The organism is Pseudomonas corni (assembly GCF_057128765.1).
Map to the genome: position 1 here is coordinate 40,370 of NZ_JBSKHW010000016.1, position 16,844 is coordinate 57,213.

The following is a 16,844-nucleotide window of genomic DNA, read 5'->3' on the forward strand; positions in this document are numbered from 1 at the left end:
GGCAATGTATCGGCTCATTCGAGGACAGGTCCGCTTGTGTCTTGTTCTGGTAATAAACCCTGAGGTGAGAGGGGTGGTAATAAATTGAAATGCCGGCCCCATCGCACATTCATTAATGGAATTGGTAAACATCGCCGCCAAAATCTAGTCTATGCAGCATGACAATCCCCGCAAGGAACCTTCATGACTTGGTCTGCCAAACAATATTCGACGTTCGAACACGAGAGGACTCGCCCGGTTCGTGATCTGGTGGCGGCCATCGCCACGCCAGATGTTCAGTTGGCAATAGATCTGGGATGCGGACCCGGCAACTCGACCGAGGTACTGGCAGAGCGCTTCCCCCAGGCCAACGTCACCGGCATGGACAGCTCGGACGACATGCTGGTCAACGCTCGCAAACGCCTGCCCGCGCTGAACTTTGCACTGGCGCAAATCGAATCGTGGAATCCGGACCAGACCTTCGACGTGATCCTGGCCAACGCTTCACTGCAATGGGTGCCGGACCACGACACGCTGTACCCGCGGCTGGTGAGTAAGCTCAACGCCGGTGGCAGCCTGGCCGTGCAGACGCCGGACAACATGGAAGAGCCGTCCCACCGCCTGGCCCGTGAAGTGGCAGCGCAAGGCCCGTGGGCGAGCAAGATCTCTGCGGTACGCCATCCACCGCGCCATAACGCGACGTTTTATTACGAGTTGCTGCAACCGCTGTGCAGCTCGGTGGATGTCTGGCGCACCACTTACCATCACCCGTTGAAAGGCGGGCATCAGGCAGTTGTCGACTGGTTCGAGAGTTCGGCATTGCGGCCCTATCTGGCGCCGCTGGATGAAGCGCAAAAGACCGCGTTTCTTGAGCGCTATCTGCAGGCGATCAGCGAGGCGTATCCCGCACTGCCCGATGGAACGGTCCTGCTGCCATTCCCCCGGCTGTTTGTTGTGGCTCGTCGCTGAAGGCGGGCAGGGCACCGGCTGAACCGAGCAAGTAGTCACGGGCCACCTGCAGAATGTCTTCCGAGAGCGGGCTGCTAGGTGCCGCCCGCGCCAGTGTCACGGCGCCCACCATCAGCGAATACTGCAACAGCGCCCTGTTCTTCAGCGCGGCGTCGTCTGCGTTGCCGTCGGGGTTTTCCAGGGTTTGCATGTGGGTCTGGATCAGCGACACAAGGCCGTTGGCGTAGGTTTGACGGATCGGCGAGTCGGCAGGCTCCTGAGCGACCTCTGCGGAAAACGCCACCAAGGGACAGGTGTGTTCGCCGAGGTCGGTGCGGCCGCTGCGCAGATATTCGGTAACGATGGACCAATGCGCCGAGCGTTTGCAGCGTTGGGCAACAATGCGCTGTTGCCAGAAGTTGATTGCCTGATCGAATGCGCGGGTACAGGCCTCATTGGCCAGTGCTTCCCGGGATTCAAAATGACCGTAGAAACCGCCAAGCGTCAGGCCTGAGGTGGCCATGACTTCTGACAGCGCAATACTGCGCAAGCCGCGCTTGAGGAACAACCGCGCGGCGTTCTCGACGATGGTGGCGCGGTTGAGGCGCGCCTGCTTGAGGGACACTCTGGGCATGGGAAACTCCATCGGGTTGCCTGGTTAAATGGCAATCGCCATACCTGAACCAGTCTCGCCGATGTGTCGCCATCCGGTGAAATCCAAAGATTTTGGTTCTGTCATCCATCAAACGGATAGCGGTTCAATCCTCAACCGCTTTTTTGCTTTTGCGGAAGTTGCGACGCTTGGCTTCGCGCTCGGCTTCGAATCTGGCGCTCATGGTGCCCTCGAGCATATCCAGCGAAAACGGCCATGCGTCCTGGGGGATCTTCCAGTGTTCGTCGACCACTTCACCGGTGGGTTTGTAGGTCAGCGCCACGGCCGGCTCCTCGCCCGGTGAGCAATATTGCATGCCCCAGGCGCGCAGCAGGAGCAGGATCGGGTCCAGCGCCAGGCCCTTTTCGGTGGCGTGGTACTCATATCGCTCGGGTTTTTCGTTGTACAGACGCCGTTCGATGATGCCGTCCTTTTCCAGGCGCTTTAACCGCGTGGACAGCAAGTAGGAGGAGGCGCCGAGTTGCGCCTGAATATCGTCAAACCGGCGTGTGCCCAGACTCAACTCGCGCATGATCATCAAGGTCCAGCGGTCGCCGACGGCGGCAAGTGATTTTGCAACCGGGCACACGGTAGAACCCACTTCATCCCAGCCCATTATGTGTCTCCTGAGTGCATGGTCGACTGATCGCTGAACCGTCATGGCGCAGCGTACGGAGCCAGTCGGTCTGAATTCGGCGAATATACATTACTGACTTCATCTATTGAAGCCTTGACCGCCCAAGGGTTTGCTTTATATTTTAAAGCCGAACGCAGATACCTCGGCATGCAACCTGTGAAAGCAGCGTCCTTGCCCCTCGCGGCCTGTTTATGGGCGTCCCGCGGACGCCGTTTCATTACCCGGAGTTCCCATGGCTCATACCCCCTATACCGCCGATCGAACGGCTCTGCTGCTCGTCGATCCCTACAACGACTTTTTCAGCGAAGGCGGGAAACTCTACGACCTGATCAAGGAGACCGCCGAGCAGGTTGATCTGTTCACTAACCTTCGAGCCATTCTGACCGCCGTGCGCAGCGCCGGGATTCAAGTGTTCATCGTGCCCCATCACCGCTATCGCGAAGGTGATTACGAACAGTGGCAGCACTTGTCGCCGATGCAACAGGCGGCCAAGGACGCCAAGGCTTTCGCCGCCGACACCTGGGGCGGCGAGTGGCACCCCGAGTTCGGTCCTCAGCCTGGCGACGTGATCGTCAAGGAACATTGGGGGCAGAGCGGTTTTGCCAATACTGACCTTGATGAACAACTCAAGCAGCACGGCATCCAGAAACTGATTCTGGTGGGCATGACCGCCAACACTTGCATCGAATCCACTGCGCGCTTCGGCATGGAACTGGGCTACCACGTGACCCTGGTGCGCGACGCTACGGCCGCGTTCAGCGTTGAGGCGCTGCACGTCGCCCACGACGTGAACGCCTCGATGTTCGCCCACGCCGTGCTCACCACCTCCGAAGTCATTGAACAGCTGCCGCGCTGAAACCGCCGGCGTTCGACAAACCCTTTGCATCGAGACCTTTCCATGACCTCACATTACTATCCCGCCGACCGCACCGCGCTGCTGGTCGTTGACCCGTACAACGACTTCATGTCCGAGGGCGGCAAGCTGTATGAAGCGATCAAGCCCACCGCTGACGAGTCAGGCCTCTTCGACAACCTGCGGCGGATCATCCCCACGGTGCGTTCCCTGGGGGTTCAGATTTTCGTGTTGCCGCATCATCGCTCCCACCACGGCGATTTCGACGGCTGGCAGCACATGACCCCGTTCCAGAAAAACGGCGTGCCGTTGCAGGCCTTCGCGGTCGGGACATGGGGTGGCGAGTTCAACCCTGAGTTCGGCCCGCAACAGGGCGATGTAGTGGTGCATGAGCACTGGGCGCAAAGCGGATTCGCCAACACCGACCTGGACCTGCAACTCAAGCAGCACAACATCCAGCGCGTCATTCTGGTAGGCGTGATTGCCAACAGCTGCATCGAATCCACCGGGCGTTTCGCCATGGAGCTCGGCTATCACGTAACCCTGGTGCGCGATGCCGCCGCTGCGTTCAGCGCCGAAGGTATGCACGCTGCCTTTAACGTCAACGGACCTACCTACGCGCACGCGATCCTCACGACCGCCGAGTTGCTAGAGCAACTGTCGGCCTGATCTGCCTCAAGGATGCGCGGGGCCTGCGCGTCGCGCATTCAGGGGATTCGCGCGCTCCGGCACTTATTCGTTTCTTCCGACCCGCCAACTGCCGACTATATTTGCTGAGCGCCTTGCCAGGACGCAGGGCTCTGGATCTCCGGCAACCTTCCACTGACAGGCCTTCCCGATGAGCTTGAACGATTCCCGTCGCGACCAGATGTTCCCCATCCTCAGCCCTGTGCAGATCGAAGACGCCCTCCGATTCGCCGGCCAGCCCCCGCAATCCTTCGAGCCGCTGCACACGGTATTTGACGTGGGCGCGCGCGGGGTTGCGATCTGGCTGATTCTGGAGGGCACCATTGATGTCATCCGCCGTGACGGCCTGGGCCGTGAAGCCATCATCGGCAGCGGCGGCCGCGGCCATTTCACGGGCGAAGCCGGCCTGCTGGGCGAACGCGCGGCGCTGGCTCGCGGCAAAGCGGGGGAGCAGGGCTGCATCGCTGTGCCGTTCGATGCTGCGCATCTGCGCGCGTTGATCATTGGTTCGGCCGAGCTGGGCGAAGTGATTGTCCGGGCATTGATCCTGCGACGCATGAGCATGATCCAGTCCGATCGCGTGGGCTCGGTGATCGTCGGGCACCCGGGCGAGGCGCAGATGATCCGGCTGCAGGGGTTCCTGACCCGCAACGGTTATCCGCACTCGGTGCTGGACATCGCCGAACTCAATGACGAGGTACGGGTGCTGGTGGAAAGGTTGGGCGTGTTCGATGCCCAGGACCTGCCGCTGATGATCTGCCCCAACGGCACGGTGCTGAAACAACCGAGTAACGCGCAGGCGGGGATATTTCTCGGAATCACCCCTGACATCGATCCGGACAAGGTCTACGACATTGCCGTGGTGGGTGCCGGTCCCGCCGGGCTGGCGACGGCGGTATATGCTGCGTCCGAGGGGCTTGAAGTGATCGTGCTCGATCAGCGTGCTTATGGTGGCCAGGCCGGTGCCTCGGCGCGAATCGAAAATTACCTGGGATTCCCTACCGGCATTTCCGGGCAGGCGCTGGCCAGTCGCGCCTTTGTTCAGGCGCAGAAGTTCGGCGCAAAAATGGGCATACCGCTGGAAGTCGAAAAGCTGGACTGCAATGATCCCGCAAGGCCATTGCGCTTGCAGCTCACGACCGGAGATTCGATTCAGGCCAAAGCCGTGGTTATCGCCACCGGTGTGCGCTACCGGCAACTGGCGATTGATTCGCTGGCGCGGTTCGAAGGCACCGGCGTGTCTTACTGGGCATCGCCGATTGAAGCGGGGGTTTGCACCGGCAAGGCGGTGGCGTTGATCGGCGCCGGCAACTCCGCCGGCCAGGCTGCCGTGTATCTGGCGCCGAAGGTCAAGCACTTGCACCTGGTGGTGCGGGGAGAGGGGCTGGAAGCGTCGATGTCGAAATACCTGATCGAGCGCATTTCGGCGCTGCCCAACGTGACCTTGCACACCCACACAGAAGTCATCGAACTGACCGGCGAAGACCCCGGCGGGCTGCAAGGCGCCACACTGCGTGATCGCGTCAGCGGCGCTGAACGGCAACTGGAAATCGGTCATCTGTTTTTGTTCATCGGCGCTGATCCCAACACCACCTGGCTGGGCAACTGTGCGCAGATCGATGGCGCAGGGTTTGTCCTCACCGGTGCTGCTCTCGATCCAGATCCCGCCCGCGCCTACACGCCGCTGCCGCTGGAGACCAGCCTCAAAGGTGTCTTCGCCATTGGCGACGTGCGGGCGCACTCCACCAAGCGCGTTGCAGCGGCGGTGGGGGAAGGCGCCGCGGTGGTCGCGCAGATTTTCGAGGCGTTCAACCGCCGCCAGTCTTGATGCCAGTGCTCGATACTTTCAACGCATCGGGCCGCGTTCACCAGGGCGGATGACGCGCTTGCGAAACCAGTGCATCAGCCCGCTCGGCGCAATCTCGGTGGGGCGATGCTGCAGCACGGTTTCGCGGACCTGGGCGCGCAGTCGCTGCAATCCGGCCAGGGCTGCGTACAGCTCGCTGTGCTCGTCGAAGCGCGGTCCCAGGTCTGAGCGATCAATGCGGTACACCACACAATCGGTCATCGCCATGAAACGCACCACAGTGGGCGAGCCGTCGACGATCCCGCCTTCGCCCATCAGCTCGCCGGGCCCCATCCGGCCAAGTTCATAAGCGCCGTCGATTCGCTCGATGGAAACCGTCACCACGCCCGATTCCACGATCAACAGCGCATCGGGCACTACATCCAGCGGCAGTATCGTTGCGCCTGCTGGATACGAACTCAGGCGCATGTTCTGCTCCAGTTCGGCCCTGTCGTCTTCGCCGAGCATGCGCAACACGCTGACGCTATTGAGCGCAGCAGACTGGCGTGTGGCCGGGGCGCCCTGGGTCAGGTTCTGGCGCAGAGAATCGGACGCCGACAATTGCCGATAAATCAGGTCGTGCAGTTGGTTGCGCACAGAGTTGCGGCGCTCGCGGGTAGTCACGTAACCGGTCACTTCGTACTCGACACTGCGCAAGCCGGACTTTTTCACCACCGCGCTGCCTTCGGGCTCGGCCAACAATTCGCGGCAGCCCTTGAGCGCCTTGTGCAGCGAGTCCAGTACCAGCGCCGGGCGCATGCGGATTGGCAGTTCCACGGTCAGGACGACGGGGTAGTGGTGATTGGGGCGGCTCAGATTGACGATGCGTGTCTTCGCCGCGAGGGCGTTGGGGATCACTACCAGGCTGCCGGCGGAGGTCAGCAGATAGGTGGAGCGCCAGTCGATCTCGACCACTTTGCCCTCGATCCCGTCGATGCCGATCATGTCGTCCACGCGGAAGGGCTTGGTCGCGTTGAGCACGATCCCGGAAAACACATCAGCCAGCGTGCTTTGTATCGCCAGCGCCAGAATGATCGCCACCGCGCCGGAGGTCGCCAGCAGCCCTTTGACTGGAAGATCGAGTACGTAACCGGCTGCGCCAACCATGGCGACCAGGAAAATCCCCGCGCCCATAAGGTCTTGCAGCAAATGTCCTTTGGTGCCGATTCGAGGCTCCAGCACCACGGTCAGAATCACCGTCAGGGTCCGCGCGCCGAACAGCCACCAGGCAATCCCCAAAGCGGTGGCGAACGTGTGTTGCGCGGCGCTGAAGGTGTCGGGGATCAGGGTCAGCGGTGTGAGTCCGCCGCTCAGCAGCGCAAGACTGAACAGAGTAAACAGCACAGCACGCAAAACGGTTTTCCAGTGTGAATAACGCCCGCTGATCCATTGCCATGCCGCGATGTCGACGATCAGAAAAACCATCGCGCAGGTAAGGGGATAGGCAAACCGGACAAGCTCCATCAACAGACTCCAGGCGAGATTGGAAAAAAGCACGAAAACGGGGTCGCGGTTTCCGGGGTTTTGAGTATAGACTTTAATTTGTGAAGCCTGAAATCTCGTCAATCCCATACTGCCGCTTAACAGGAATGCCGATCATGAATGCAACTGGATATTCAGCCTGGACCGGCCCGTGGAAAACAGGCTCCGGTACCCTTTCCACCCACGGCGATACGCTCAAGCAGACGCCATACAGTTACGCGAGCCGCTTCGAGGATGCTCCGGGTGCAAGTCCCGAAGAGTTGCTCGCTGCAGCCCATGCCGGTTGTTTCAACCAGGCACTGGCGAACAACTTCGGCATGATCGAATTTGTCGCCGAGAGCATCAGTACTTCGGTCACCATCGAGCTGGGCACAGGCGCCGATGGGCACCCTGCGATCAAAGGCGTGCACGTCATTACCAAAGCCAGGGTGCCGGGCATCACTGAGGAGCGCTTCAACTATTGCGCGGAGCGCGCGCGGACAAACTGCACGCTGGCCAAGCTCTTCAAACTGGATGTCACGATGCAGGCAACCCTGCTGGACGCATGAAGGGCGGCGCAAACTGTTCGGCCGGTCAGTGTTTCGAACAGAAATCTGCTACTTGCTCGCGCAACCACATTCGCGCCGGGTGGCTGTGGGTGCGGTCGTGCCAGACCATGGCAATCCGGAAGCCTGCGACCGGCACCGGCGGTTCGAAGGTGTCGACGCGGTCTGCGTAACGGGCTGCGAGGCGCTTCGGTGCAAGGGCGAGCATGTCGCACTGGGAAACCGCTTCGATCATGAACAGGAAGGACGACACGGCAAACGTCACTTCGCGCTTGAGGCCGATGGCCGCCAGCGCTGTGTCGGTCGGCCCGGTAAAGCCCTCGGCGCGCGGCGAGACGATGATGTGCCGGGCGCTGATGAAGCGATCCATCGGCATCGTGTTTTTCTTGATCGTGCCTTTGCGCGCGATACCGATGTACTCCTCGTGGAGCACGGTTTGCTGGCGCAGTTCGGTGCCTGCAACCGCCTCTGGCTGCAGGAATGCGATGTCCACCGATCCGCGCTCCAGATCGGTCCGCACCTGCTGGATATTTTGCAGCAGCCGCACCATGACTTTGATTCTGGGCGCGGTGAGGTGCATCTGCATCAGGAAGGGCATGAGTATCGCAATCTGCATGTAGTCACTGGAGCAGATCGCCAGGGTGAGGTCCGCCGTCGACGGATCGAAGGTGCGGGCGCTGCTGATCAGACCGCGCATCTGGTCGAGGGTGTGGCGCAACGGCTCCTGCAGTTGGAGGGCCATTGCTGTGGGTAAAACGCCTCTCGATGTCGGGATGAACAACTCATCACCGAACAGCGTACGCAGCCGCGAAAGCTGGGCGCTCAAGGCCGGCTGGCTGAGGCTAAGGAGTCGGGCTGCACGCGTCACATTCAGCTCGGCGAGCAGCGCTTCAAAGGCCAGAAGTAGATTCAGATCGAGTTTTTTGTCATCCATGCTGTGGATGACAGCACCAATGACTTTGAATTTCAACTGATAACGGATTTGCGCAACACTGGCCATGCTCCTGCTCCAGCACCACCCCCGAAATGCTGGAGCCTTTCCCCACAGACGTGTCTGTAAGACCTCTCTAACCTGCTCGACCGGAGTACCTCGCCATGACCCACTCATATTCAACCAGCAACACCGGCTTGTTGCTGGTCGACGTGCTTAACGACTTTCTCGACGACAACGGCAAGATGGCCAGCGCCATCGGCCCGATGGTTGAGAAGACCAATCTGAAGCCCAACCTGCATCGCCTGCTTGAAGGCGCTCGGGCGGCAGGGGTCAAAGTGTTTTACGTACCCCACGGATTCCACGAACACAGCTTCGATGGCGTCAAACACATCTTGCCACGCTGGCAAGGCGCGCTGGACAACAAGGTGTTCTGGATTGGCGAGTGGGGCGCTGATTTCTACCAGCCGCTGCGCCCACTGGAAGGTGAAACGATCATCAGCCGTCATCGCAGTTTCAATGCCTTCGTCGGTACCGATCTGCATGAGCAACTGCGTGCTGCCAGCATCGAAAACGTGGTGATGGCCGGCTTGACCTCTAACACCTGCATTCAGGTCACCGGCACTCAAGCGCTCGAGTCCGGGTTTCACGTCACCTACCTGAAAGATGCAGTGGCCGAGTTTAGCGAAGAGGTGCACAAGGTCGCCCTAGAGGTTTCATACCCGGCGTTCGGGCACGAAGTGCTGTCCATCGATGAATTCCTCGACGCGGTTGTGCCTGCCAACCACTGATTCAATCCGGAGGTGCCAGCGGTGTTCAACACCGCCTGCACTCAATCCCATTCACCGCCGTTCGGGAGAACGTCATGCCTCATATCAACCCTCGCGCGTTGATCACCGGCGCTTCATCCGGTATTGGAAAAGTCTACGCGGAACAATTGGCTCAACGGGGTTACGACCTGGTATTGGTGGCGCGTCGGCATATATTGCTCGAGCAGCTCGGCACGACGCTCGCTCGGGAGCACGGCGTTGAGGTCGAGGTTTTGGCAGCCGATCTCAGCGCGCCGGACGAGTTGGCGAAGGTCTGCGCGCGGATCGAAAACGGCTCGCCCATCGATCTGTTGGTCAACAACGCAGGGTATGCCGCCAGAGGCAAGGTCGCTGAACTCGACCCTGCCGCGCTGGCGAGCATGCTCAGCGTCAACGTCGTCGCAATGGGGCAACTGGCGCACAGCGCTCTGGCGCAGATGCTCAAAGTCGGGCGCGGCGAAATCATCAATATCGGTTCTGCTACGGCGTTCATTTTCATTCCGGGAAATGCCGGCTACGCCGCCTCCAAAAGCTACGTCACTTCATTCACCCGGCACATGCAACTGGAGACGACGGGCACTGCCGTTCACGTTCAATTACTGGTGCCCGGTGTTGTCTCGACCGATTTCCACCGGCTGGCAGGTGCCGACCTGTTGCAGTTTCCGGCTGATCGGGTGATGTCCGCGTCGGATCTGGTACAGGCTTCTTTGCAGGCCTTGGTAATGCGTGAGCTGGTGTGTATCCCCTCGATGCCCGACGTCAAGGATTGGAATGCCTATCTCGCGGCAGAACAGTTACTGGCCACCAACGTTTCCCGTGACCGCATAGCGGCGCGTTACGGGTCATTGGCACCCGCCTCGTAACCACCTTCGGTAGATCAGTTCAGGCCCAACGGATCAGGGCGCCCCTTAGCTGCTGTGGTTATAGTCATGAACGAAGCGATCAAACCTCCTCAAGAAGCCAGTCCAACCCCTGTGGCGCTAACGACGCCCGCCTCATGGCACTGGGCGCTTATTGCCCGCATTGCGGTCGTGGTGCTGGCCGTGGCGACGGTCTGGATTTTCGCTGAGCGCTGGAATGTCTGGAGTGGCGCCGCGACGCTGCAGAGCACCGACGATGCGTACCTGGAAAGTGATGTGATCCCGCTGTCTGCTCGGGTCTCGGGACTGGTCAGTGAGGTGCCGGTGCAGGACTATCAAACCGTGCACCGCAATGACGTGCTGGTGCAGCTGTTCGACGGCGATTATCAGGCTCAGGTGGCGCAGGCGAGGGCGGCGCTGGACAAAAGTCTGGCGCAGGTCTCGGTGCTGGAAAAACAGCGGGCGCAACAGGAAGCGACCATCAACGCGACAGCGGCGGGCGTGACGGCGGCCGCTGCGGGTGCGCAGTTGCGACGGCTTGAGGCTGGGCGTCAGCACGACCTGTTGGCTCGTGGCAATTTCGCCTCCCAGCAAGCGGTGGATCAGGCCGACGCCAGCGACAAACAGGCCGCCGCTGGCCACACCCAGCAGCAGGCGCAACTGGTGGCCACGCGACGAGTGCTCGACACCCTCGACTCCCAGGTCGCGGTTGCGCAGGCTGATGTTGCCAGTCAGCGCGCCGCGTTGAGCCTCAGTCTGATCAATCTGGAATACACCCGAATCCGTGCGCCCATTGACGGTGTCGTCGGTGCGCGGCAGGTGCGCGCAGGGCAGTACCTCGGAGTCGGTGCACAGGTCATCACGCTGGTCGGGCTGCCGAACATCTGGGTTATCGCCAACTTCAAGGAAACCCAGATGACTCATGTGCGCCGGCTGCAAAAAGTCAGCGTCGAAATCGATGCGTTTCCAGGCACGATATTTCGCGGTCATGTCGACAGTTGGGCGCCCGGTTCTGGCTCGCGCTTCGCGTTGCTGCCGCCGGACAATGCCACCGGTAACTTCACCAAGGTCATCCAGCGGGTCGCGGTCAAACTTTTGCTCGATGACCTGTCCAGTGAGCAAACGGCAGCGCTGTTGCGTCCGGGGCTGTCGGTGGTGGCCACTATAGACACCTCGACCCTCGCAGCAGAAGGCGGACGTTGAGATGGGCCTGTCAGGGCGCGATGCCGCTGCGCACGGGCTGCACTTGTCGCCGATACCACGGGTGGAATCGACCCGCCCGTGGGTGGGTATTCTGGCCGTCATGCTCGCTGCGTTCGTCTCCACACTGTCCAGCCGGCTGACCAACTTCGGGGTGGCAGACATCGGTGGGGCCATCGGCGCGAGTTTTGATGAACGCGCCTGGATCACCACCTCGTTCAGCGCCGCACAAATGTTGATGGGCCCGATTTCGGTGTGGCTGGGCATGGTTTACGGCCCTCGGCGAACGCTGATGGCCGGTGCGGTGGTGTTCGGGTTCGCCGAGCTTTTACTGCCGCTGTCCCGAGGGCTCGACTCGTTCTTGCTGCTGCACTTCATCGCAGGTCTGGGATCGGGGACGTTCGTGCCGCTGGCCATTGGCGTGGTCGTGCGCAACCTGCCCAAGGCCTATTGGCCGATCGGTATCAGCGTCTACGCCATGAACCTTGAGCTGTCGCTGAACATCGCGGCGACGCTGGAGGGCTGGCACCTGGATCACGGCGGCTGGCAGTGGATCTTCTGGCAGAACCTGCCACTGACCCTGGCACTGATCGCTTGCATTTATGCCGGCATCCCCCGCGAGCCGATCAAGCACGAGGTGAGGCTCAAGGGCGATTACTGGGGCATGCTCTTCGCAGGACTTGGTTTTGCGCTGCTCTATGCGGGGCTCGATCAGGGCAATCGTCTGGACTGGACCTCATCGGGGCTGGTCATGGGGCTGCTATCGGGCGCGGCGTTGCTGATCGTTGCGTTTGTCGTGCACGGGCATCGCAATCCGGATGCGTTCATCGATTTCAACTTCATGGCCCAGCGCAACATCGCGCCAATGATGCTGCTGTTGGTCATTGGCCGGTTGCTGGTGCTGAGCAGCAACTTCATCGTTCCGCAATTTCTGACTCAAGTGGCTGGCTTCCGGCCGCAGCAGGTGGGGCAGATTCTGCTGTGGGTGGCGTTACCGCAATTCATCATCGGGCCGGTTGTGGGGCTGACGCTACGCTACGTCGATGCGCGCATTATGCTGATCATCGGCATGAGCCTGATTCTGGCGGCGTGCCTTCAGGCCAGCCAGCTGACTTCTGCTTGGTCGGAAAACGACTTCGTCCCTTCAATGCTAATGCAGGCGCTGGGGCAGACCATGCTCCTGACGTCCCTCATTTACTTCACAGTCCGCCATCTGAACCCGGTACAGGTGATCACTTTCGGCGCGGTGGTGCAGACCTTTCGGTTGTTGGGCGGTGAGCTGGCGAGCGCCCTGGTCCAGACCTGCACAAGGGTCTGGACCCAAGTGCATTCCAATCTGTTGGGCATTCACGTCATGGCTGGAGATAACGCAGTGGCGGGGCGTCTTTCGGGACTCACCCACGGTGCGCTGAACCGCTTTGGCCTGCTCGATCCGGCAAACGCTCCTCGAGGCCTGGCGCTCCTCGCCAATCAGGTCAGGCAACAGGCCGCGACGCTGGCCTATGCCGACGCCTTCATGCTGTCAGCGGGCACTGCCGTACTGGGCATCTTGATCATCACGCTGCTGCGTAAACCGCCGGATTGAGCCTTTTGCGCAGGCGATCTGCTGCATTAGCACTTGACGCTAAAAATTGGCGGTTCAATAATTGAAGTGTAAAAAAATGTTGCGAGTCTGTTGCGGTCCCAAGGCTCTTTTACAGGGTTATCCAGGGGTACGTCGATTCGCACTTGCCCCCATCAAGGATGTAGAAATGTTGGCATCGCTCCTCGCAGGTTCATTGTCTCGTCGCAAGATTCACTACAGCTGGGTCGTGGCGTCGGTGACGTTTCTTACGATGCTGGTGATGGCCGGTGCGGTAGGTGCGCCGGGCGTATTCATTATTCCGCTGCAAATGGAATTCGGCTGGCAGACCGCAGACATTTCCTCGGCGCTGGCCATTCGTTTCGCGTTGTTTGGGTTGATGGGGCCGTTCGCGGCGGCCTTCATGAATTACTTCGGCATGCGCAAGGTCATGGTCACCGCCATCGTGGTGGTGATGATCGGTTTTGGCTCGTCGCTGTTGTTCATGACACAGTTTTGGCAACTGGTGTTTTTCTGGGGTGTACTGGTGGGCTTTGGCACGGGACTGACCGCGATGGTGCTGGGCGCGACCGTTGCCACCCGCTGGTTCTCCGCCCGGCGCGGCTTGATCATCGGCCTGCTGGCGGCCAGCTCTGCCACAGGGCAATTGGTGTTTTTGCCCCTGCTCGCCAGGCTGACTGAACACTTCGGCTGGCGCAGCGCCCTTGGCTTCATTTGCGTGATGCTGGTAGTGGCGGTAATCGCGGTCATCGCTTTGATGCGCGACCATCCGGCGGACCTGGGCTTGCCTCTGTATGGCGACACCGAACCGCAAGCGCCTACTCCCAAGGCAGGCAGTTTGGCTCAGATGCTGCTGATGCCGTTGTCGGTGCTGCGCGATGTATCTGGCTCGATGACGTTCTGGATCCTGTTCGCGACGTTCTTTATCTGTGGTGCCAGCACTTCGGGCTTGATCCAGACTCATTTCGTGACCATGTGCGGCGACTTCGGACTGGTGGCGACCAGTGCCGCCGGGTTGCTCGCGATGATGGGCATCTTCGACTTTATCGGCACCGTGGGCTCGGGATGGCTGTCTGATCGCTACGACAATCGCTGGCTGTTGTTCATGTATTACGGGCTGCGCGGCGTGGCACTGATCATTCTGCCGTTCACCGATTTCAACGTGTTCGGGCTGTCGATCTTCGCGGTCATGTACGGCCTGGACTGGATCGCTACCGTGCCACCCACCATCAAACTGACCGCCGCGACCTTTGGCGTACAGCGCGCCAACATTGTGTTCGGCTGGATCTTCGCCGGCCATCAATTGGGTGCTGCGTTTGCCGCGTATGGCGCCGGTCTGATTCGCACGGTGCTGGCAACCTACATGCCGTCGTTTTTCATCGCCGGACTGTTGTGCTTCATCGCCGCGCTGGTGGCACTGGCGATTGCCAGGCCAGCGGTTGTGACCGGGAGCGTGCGATGACTTCTTTGCGCCAACGGTCCGCCAGGGTTGAGGCCAAGTGATGAGAATGCTGTGGTCGGTGATCGATCACGGGTGCGCGCAGTTGCCGTTGCCGGCCAAGCGGGCCGGGGCGATTCTGCTGGCGGGTGGGATCTTCCTGATCGACAGCCTGAGTTCGCTGGATGTCGCCATTGCGGTGTTGTACATCATGGTCATCCTGATTTCCGTCGAGCTGTTTTCGCGTCGGGGTCTGCTGCGCGTCGCTTATTTGTGCATCGGACTGACGCTGATCGCGTTTTTTGTTTCCCACGGGCTGGATTGGGATGACGAGTCATGCGGGCGCGGCTTGATCAGCCTGGCGGCGATTTTCATCGCTGCATTGCTGGCACTCAAAAGCAGCACCGCCAAGAGCAACCTGCAGGAACAAGTGTTGCTGCTTAACCGCAGCGAAGCGTTTTTGTCTGGCGCGCAACGTCTGAGCCTCACCGGCAGCATCGGCTTTCTGGTGCCATGTGCGCAGATGTACTGGTCCGAGCAGGCGTGTCATATCTTCGAGTTCGACAGCGCCACCACGCCGACGCTGGAACAGATGGTCAGCCGGATTCATCCTAATGATCGCGACCGTTTCAGGGCTGCTTTTCAAGATGTTTGCGCCAGCCGTTTGCCGTTGGAGGTCGAGTTCCGGCTGGTCCTACCCGCAGGGCGCAGCAAAAACCTGCGCATGCTCGCTCAGCAATACGAGGACGCCGGCAGGCAAAGCGAGTTTGTCGGTGCGCTGATGGACGTGACCGCCACCCGGTTGGCAGAGGAGGCGCTGCATCGAAGTCAGACCGAACTGGCGCACATCACCCGCGTCACCACCCTTGGTGAACTGGCGGCATCGATCGCACACGAGGTCAATCAGCCACTGGCCGCAGTGATCACCGACGCCGAATCCGGGTTGCGCTGGCTGAACCGGCCTGAGCCGGATTATCACGAAGTCCGGAAGGTGATCGAGCGCGTAGTGATCCAGGCGCAACGGGCAGGTGAAGTGGTGAAAAAAGTCCGGGCGCTGTCTCGCAAAACGGCGAGTGAGAAAGATGAGCTCAATCTGCGTGAAGTGGTTGAAGAATCAGTCTCGTTGCTCAGGCGCGAGATCGAGCGACACCGGGTCGAGCTGCAGGTTGAAATGCAGGATGTGCTCCCTTCAGTCAGCGGCGATCGGGTGCAGCTGCAACAGGTGATCATCAACTTGCTGGTTAACGCGATGCAATCGATGGCAAACCAAACGGCTAAGGAGAAAGCGCTGCACCTGTGGCTTTCGACATTGCCAAGCGGTGACGTGTCGATGGCCATCCGCGACAGTGGGCCTGGCATTTCAATGGCAAATTTGCCAAATCTGTTCGAGCCCTTTTTCACCACCAAGCCCAATGGCATGGGAATGGGCATGTCCATCTGTCGCTCGATTATCGAGGCTCACGGCGGACGGATCTGGGCCAGCAGCGAAGCGGGCAAGGGCGCAATCTTCAATGTCAGCCTCCCAGCTTCGACGCAATTGATTGAATTAAATGAAGTTCCTGCCAGCAGTTTGATTCCCGTGAACTAAGCAGCGACTGTTAGGCCTATTGAGCGGCTTTATGGAGTAACTTCATTTGCAACTTTTTGTGGGCCAAATTGGTGCAGAAAACTGCGTTTTAATTGTTTGAACCGTACAACTTTAATGCTTATACCCACGTATGATGCGCCAACAGTTAATATTGTTTTATTGTATGAATCACAATGGCGGTTTCCATGAATTGTGTCGCCGCTGTAGCGCTCGTCGCCACGACACGTCTGCACCGCCGCAGAGGCGTCGAACCCGTGATCGGCTATGCTCAGCAGGCTTGATTCGTCGTCTGACTGCACTGATCTGGGCATCACGCTCACATCATCGAAATGGACACTTGGAGCAATCGGTTATGAAAAGGCAATTAATGTGGAGCCTGGCGCTTTCCGTGCTTACGCTCAGTGTGTCGGCTGCCTACGCCGCCGATGATGTAAGCGACTGCAAGCCTGTCGCTGAAAATGGATCTGACCATGTAGGTGTCAACCGAACGGCTTCCGACGGCACCGACCATGTAGGCGCCAATAAAGTTGCTGCTGATGGCGCGGATAAAGTGGGAGCAAATCGTGTGGCTGCCGATGGTGCCGATAAGGTCGGAGCCAACCGTGTTGCTTCGGATGGTTCGGATAAAGTCGGCGCTAATCGTGTGGCTGCAGACGGTGCAGATAAAGTAGGCGCTAATCGCGTTGCTTCTGACGGTTCTGACAAAGTAGGCGCAAACCGCGTTGCTTCGGACGGTTCTGACAAAGTAGGCGCAAACCGCGTTGCTTCCGACGGTTCGGACAAAGTCGGCGCCAACCGCGTTGCTTC

Annotated in this window: 16 protein-coding genes; 12 read left to right on the plus strand and 4 right to left on the minus strand. The window is 60.0% G+C overall.

Annotated elements, in window-relative coordinates; all coding sequences use genetic code 11:
- Positions 1 to 183 precede the first annotated feature (183 nt).
- Complete coding sequence (gene tam / locus ACWKV9_RS22125) at positions 184 to 948, plus strand: trans-aconitate 2-methyltransferase (RefSeq protein ID WP_483838235.1); 765 nt, start codon at positions 184 to 186, stop codon at positions 946 to 948.
- On the opposite strand, the gene ACWKV9_RS22130 is transcribed toward tam, so the two are convergent.
- Positions 869 to 1,561: a TetR/AcrR family transcriptional regulator gene (locus ACWKV9_RS22130; protein WP_483838236.1), complete on the minus strand. Its 693-nt coding sequence runs from the start codon at positions 1,559 to 1,561 to the stop codon at positions 869 to 871. The two genes, tam and ACWKV9_RS22130, sit on opposite strands and share 80 nt — an antisense overlap.
- A 124-nt stretch (positions 1,562 to 1,685) precedes the next feature.
- A complete protein-coding gene (locus ACWKV9_RS22135) occupies positions 1,686 to 2,195 on the minus strand; it encodes a winged helix-turn-helix transcriptional regulator (protein WP_483838237.1) in 510 nt (169 codons plus the stop codon).
- 253 nt (positions 2,196 to 2,448) lie between these two features.
- Between ACWKV9_RS22135 and ACWKV9_RS22140 the strand changes: the two genes are divergently transcribed.
- From ACWKV9_RS22140 to ACWKV9_RS22150, 3 genes are all read left to right on the plus strand, one after another.
- A complete protein-coding gene (locus ACWKV9_RS22140) occupies positions 2,449 to 3,072 on the plus strand; it encodes a cysteine hydrolase family protein (protein ID WP_483838238.1) in 624 nt (207 codons plus the stop codon).
- A 42-nt stretch (positions 3,073 to 3,114) separates the two neighbouring features.
- A complete protein-coding gene (locus ACWKV9_RS22145) occupies positions 3,115 to 3,738 on the plus strand; it encodes a cysteine hydrolase family protein (RefSeq protein ID WP_483838239.1) in 624 nt (207 codons plus the stop codon).
- A 169-nt stretch (positions 3,739 to 3,907) separates the two neighbouring features.
- Positions 3,908 to 5,584 carry an FAD-dependent oxidoreductase gene (locus tag ACWKV9_RS22150; protein WP_483838240.1) on the plus strand — a complete coding sequence of 559 codons (1,677 nt, stop codon included), beginning with the start codon at positions 3,908 to 3,910 and terminating at the stop codon, positions 5,582 to 5,584.
- 18 nt (positions 5,585 to 5,602) lie between these two features.
- Here the strand turns inward: ACWKV9_RS22150 and ACWKV9_RS22155 are convergent, their stop codons facing one another.
- Positions 5,603 to 7,066: a mechanosensitive ion channel domain-containing protein gene (locus ACWKV9_RS22155; RefSeq protein WP_483838241.1), complete on the minus strand. Its 1,464-nt coding sequence runs from the start codon at positions 7,064 to 7,066 to the stop codon at positions 5,603 to 5,605.
- A 134-nt stretch (positions 7,067 to 7,200) separates the two neighbouring features.
- Between ACWKV9_RS22155 and ACWKV9_RS22160 the strand changes: the two genes are divergently transcribed.
- Positions 7,201 to 7,632, plus strand: a complete 432-nt coding sequence (locus ACWKV9_RS22160) for an OsmC family peroxiredoxin (RefSeq protein WP_483838242.1) — start codon at positions 7,201 to 7,203, stop codon at positions 7,630 to 7,632.
- Positions 7,633 to 7,657: 25 nt separating this feature from the next.
- Here ACWKV9_RS22160 and ACWKV9_RS22165 read toward each other — a convergent pair whose 3' ends face one another.
- A complete protein-coding gene (locus tag ACWKV9_RS22165; RefSeq protein WP_483838243.1) occupies positions 7,658 to 8,629 on the minus strand; it encodes a LysR family transcriptional regulator in 972 nt (323 codons plus the stop codon).
- A gap of 95 nt (positions 8,630 to 8,724) precedes the next feature.
- Here ACWKV9_RS22165 and ACWKV9_RS22170 point away from each other — a divergent pair, with 95 nt between their 5' ends.
- From ACWKV9_RS22170 to ACWKV9_RS22200, 7 genes are all read left to right on the plus strand, one after another.
- A complete protein-coding gene (locus ACWKV9_RS22170; protein WP_483838244.1) occupies positions 8,725 to 9,351 on the plus strand; it encodes a cysteine hydrolase family protein in 627 nt (208 codons plus the stop codon).
- A 74-nt stretch (positions 9,352 to 9,425) separates the two neighbouring features.
- Complete coding sequence (locus tag ACWKV9_RS22175) at positions 9,426 to 10,232, plus strand: SDR family NAD(P)-dependent oxidoreductase (protein WP_483838245.1); 807 nt, start codon at positions 9,426 to 9,428, stop codon at positions 10,230 to 10,232.
- 66 nt (positions 10,233 to 10,298) lie between these two features.
- On the plus strand, positions 10,299 to 11,432 hold the full coding sequence (locus ACWKV9_RS22180) for an HlyD family secretion protein (protein ID WP_483838246.1): 1,134 nt from the start codon (positions 10,299 to 10,301) through the stop codon (positions 11,430 to 11,432).
- Position 11,433: 1 nt separating this feature from the next.
- Entirely contained in the window at positions 11,434 to 13,014 is a 1,581-nt protein-coding gene (locus ACWKV9_RS22185; protein ID WP_483838247.1) for an MFS transporter, read from the plus strand.
- A 166-nt stretch (positions 13,015 to 13,180) separates the two neighbouring features.
- The gene (locus ACWKV9_RS22190; protein WP_483838248.1) at positions 13,181 to 14,473 is read left to right on the plus strand and encodes an MFS transporter; all 1,293 of its coding nucleotides are present in this window, start codon (positions 13,181 to 13,183) and stop codon (positions 14,471 to 14,473) included.
- 40 nt (positions 14,474 to 14,513) lie between these two features.
- Positions 14,514 to 16,037 (plus strand): ATP-binding protein, encoded by a 1,524-nt coding sequence (locus ACWKV9_RS22195; RefSeq protein WP_483838249.1) that lies wholly within the window; start codon positions 14,514 to 14,516, stop codon positions 16,035 to 16,037.
- Positions 16,038 to 16,389: 352 nt separating this feature from the next.
- A partial coding sequence (locus tag ACWKV9_RS22200) for a phage infection protein (protein ID WP_483838250.1) occupies positions 16,390 to 16,844 on the plus strand: 455 nt, incomplete at its 3' end.

Bases quoted from the DNA above. Each gene is read 5' to 3' on its own strand.
- ACWKV9_RS22145 (WP_483838239.1), top strand. From the start codon at position 3,115: ATGACCTCACATTACTATCCCGCCGACCGCACCGCGCTGCTGGTCGTT.
- ACWKV9_RS22165 (WP_483838243.1), bottom strand. From the start codon at position 8,629: ATGGCCAGTGTTGCGCAAATCCGTTATCAGTTGAAATTCAAAGTCATT.
- ACWKV9_RS22190 (WP_483838248.1), top strand. From the start codon at position 13,181: ATGTTGGCATCGCTCCTCGCAGGTTCATTGTCTCGTCGCAAGATTCAC.
- ACWKV9_RS22130 (WP_483838236.1), bottom strand. From the start codon at position 1,561: ATGCCCAGAGTGTCCCTCAAGCAGGCGCGCCTCAACCGCGCCACCATC.
- ACWKV9_RS22155 (WP_483838241.1), bottom strand. From the start codon at position 7,066: ATGGAGCTTGTCCGGTTTGCCTATCCCCTTACCTGCGCGATGGTTTTT.
- ACWKV9_RS22185 (WP_483838247.1), top strand. From the start codon at position 11,434: ATGGGCCTGTCAGGGCGCGATGCCGCTGCGCACGGGCTGCACTTGTCG.
- ACWKV9_RS22160 (WP_483838242.1), top strand. From the start codon at position 7,201: ATGAATGCAACTGGATATTCAGCCTGGACCGGCCCGTGGAAAACAGGC.
- ACWKV9_RS22175 (WP_483838245.1), top strand. From the start codon at position 9,426: ATGCCTCATATCAACCCTCGCGCGTTGATCACCGGCGCTTCATCCGGT.
- ACWKV9_RS22150 (WP_483838240.1), top strand. From the start codon at position 3,908: ATGAGCTTGAACGATTCCCGTCGCGACCAGATGTTCCCCATCCTCAGC.
- ACWKV9_RS22135 (WP_483838237.1), bottom strand. From the start codon at position 2,195: ATGGGCTGGGATGAAGTGGGTTCTACCGTGTGCCCGGTTGCAAAATCA.
- ACWKV9_RS22195 (WP_483838249.1), top strand. From the start codon at position 14,514: ATGAGAATGCTGTGGTCGGTGATCGATCACGGGTGCGCGCAGTTGCCG.
- ACWKV9_RS22170 (WP_483838244.1), top strand. From the start codon at position 8,725: ATGACCCACTCATATTCAACCAGCAACACCGGCTTGTTGCTGGTCGAC.
- ACWKV9_RS22140 (WP_483838238.1), top strand. From the start codon at position 2,449: ATGGCTCATACCCCCTATACCGCCGATCGAACGGCTCTGCTGCTCGTC.
- tam (WP_483838235.1), top strand. From the start codon at position 184: ATGACTTGGTCTGCCAAACAATATTCGACGTTCGAACACGAGAGGACT.
- ACWKV9_RS22180 (WP_483838246.1), top strand. From the start codon at position 10,299: ATGAACGAAGCGATCAAACCTCCTCAAGAAGCCAGTCCAACCCCTGTG.